General features: G+C 53.5%; 1 protein-coding gene and 2 pseudogenes. All 3 read right to left on the bottom strand.

The window, feature by feature from the left end; translation table 11 throughout:
* Positions 1-917 (bottom strand): cadherin-like domain-containing protein (locus ACR0D6_RS22500; RefSeq protein WP_480767155.1); only part of this gene is annotated, 917 nt, incomplete at its 3' end.
* A 104-nt stretch (positions 918-1,021) separates the two neighbouring features.
* A pseudogene (locus ACR0D6_RS22495) lies at positions 1,022-2,139 on the bottom strand (IS3 family transposase).
* A gap of 141 nt (positions 2,140-2,280) precedes the next feature.
* Positions 2,281-2,557: pseudogene (locus ACR0D6_RS22490) on the bottom strand (IS110 family transposase); the annotation flags it as partial.

Raw genomic sequence — 2,557 nt, 5'->3', positions numbered from 1 at the left:
CCGGTTGGATCATAGCTGATGGTCCCGTTGGTATTCAGCGTAAGGGCGGCCCCATGCGTACTCGCGGCAGAGACCGCTGTTACCGTCAGTGCATCCCCTTCAACATCACTGTCATTGGCCAAGAGGGTGGCGGTCTCAATCGAAGTCACAACATCTTCGTCGATCGGCGTGGGACCTTGCGCAACACCGTTTGCATCGAAAATACGCGCCTTGATGGCCCAATCAGTGTCGCCTTGCTGCCCGTCAAGAGAATGCCAGGTGACGACAAAATCACCATTGTCGAGCGCTGTCACATTTGGAGTGCCTTGAATGTCATTGGTAAACTCATTGACGAGGAATTCACCGACAACCTCACTGCCACTCGCATCGAAAATACGCGCCTTGACGGCATAACCGGATGGATCGCCTTGCTGCAAGGCGTGAGAATGCCAGGTGACGACGAAATGGCCATTGGCAAGGGCTGTCACGCTCGGCCAGCCTTGCATGTCATGGGTAACTTCATTGACCGGGAACTGACTGACAATCTCATTACCATCCGTATCAAAAATACGGGCCTTGATGTCAAAACCAGACGGATGCCCTTGCTCCTGATCATTGGACGGCCATGTGACGACGAAATGGCCATTGGCGAGCTCGGTAACGCTGGGGGTCAATTGACTACCATTAGTAGACTCATTCACCAGAAATTCACTGACAATCTCGACACCATTCTCATTGAGAATACGGGCCTTGATGGCAGTTTCAGACGTATCGCCCGGCTGTCCATCATCAGACTGCCAGGTGACGACGAAATGGCCATTGGCGAGAGCGGTAACACTCGGGTCGCTTTGAGAGCCATCGGTGAAGTCATTGACCAGGAACTCACTCGGATCAACAGTATCATCAGCCGCGACAGGTGCATTGTTCATTACGGTCATTTCTTTATCCAATTCAAGCTGTGAGCAATTGAGATGATCTCATTTGCATGCTGTACATGTGAGTGATGAGTGAAAACCTGTTGTTATTGTGTCCAGCCCCAATTCTATGGGCCAGTTTTGAGCAAGGTTTCTGGAACGGGCGGTCGCATGTTTAGAGCCTGATGGGGTCTGACACGATTGTACTGTCTAAGCCAGGTATTGATGACGATCTGAGCCTGTTTGGTGGTGTGGAACCATTCTGCGTTGAGGACTTCCCGGCGCAGAGTGCCATTGAAGCGCTCGTTGTATCCATTCTCCCAAGGTGATCCCGGGTAGATTTGGATCGGCTTAATGCCCACCTTTCTTAACCAGGTCTGCAGGGCCGTTGCGATGAACTCCGCGCCGTTGTCGGAACGGATGTGTTCGGGCTTCCCGTGCCGCAATAAGAGTGGGTAGAGCGCATCCAGCACGTCTGCGCTGTTCATCTTCGGCTTGACCGCTACGCAGAGCGCCTCACGGGTATACTCATCCAGCACCGTCAGCATCTTGTAGCTCTGTCCGTTGCTCAGCTTGTCGTGGACAAAGTCAATGCTCCAGATGTGATTGGGATGTTGCGGTCGGAGCCGGATGATCGAGCTGTCCTTGTGGTACAGCCGTTTGCGTTTCTTGTGCCGTTGTGGGAGCTGCAAGCCTTCTTCGCGCCATAGTCGTTCGATCTTTTTATGATTGACTGCCCAGCCTTCGACACGCAGCAGCTCGGCGACCTTGCGGTAGCCGTAGCGCCCATACCGTTTGGCCAATCGGATCATCGCCAGACGTAACGCCTCATCATCCTTTGGCGCTGCGCGGTATTGCAGCGTGCTCCGCGCCAATCCAATCACGCGACAGGTGCGCCGTTCAGAGGTTGCCAGCTTTTGTCGGGTGTGGACCACGGCCTGACGAAGCTGGTCTGCCGTCAGGCCTTTGGCTTTAGATAATCAAGGCTCTCCTTGAGAATGAGTTTGTCCAGTTCAAGCTCAGCCACGATTTTCTTGAGCCGATCATTCTCTTTCTGCAGCGCCTTCAGATTGGCCATCTCAGATCGTCCCATCCCACCAAACCGCTTGCGCCATGTGTAATAGGTCGCATCACTGACACCAGCCGTTCTGCACGCCGTCGCGACATCCGAACCAGATGCCAGGCCCAGCTCAATCTCGCGCAAAAGCCGCAGAATATCTTCGTCCGAATACCGTTTCCGCGCCATCAATCCCGTCTCCAAAACTAAGCCAACTGTGGCACAGTTTTAGGGGGCCAAGACACCAAATCGAATTATAGTCTCAAATAATCTGAGCCAGAAACAGCGATGATCTCGCGCCCAACGGATTATGATCTCAAGCCGCTACACATAGATCGCCTCGGCATCAACAGCGTCGTTCTTGGAGCCTTTGACAAACGGCATTACGAACCGCGGATGAACGAGGCGCACGGCATAGCCTTGCGCCTCAAACTGTCTGCCCCAGTGATGAGCGCTGGCACAAGCCTCCATGGCGACTGTTTCCGGGGAATACTCCTGAACGGCAGCGGCGAGTTTTGATCTGGTCACCTTCTTCGAGATTACCTCGCCCTCATTGGTGATTCCGTGGATGTGAAACGACTGTTTGCCTAAATCAATCGCAAGTAAC

It is taken from the genome of Ruegeria sp. BJ6 (assembly GCF_056537885.1).
Note: the sequence above shows the minus strand (reverse complement) of the source record. Positions and strands in the feature narration are given on the sequence as shown.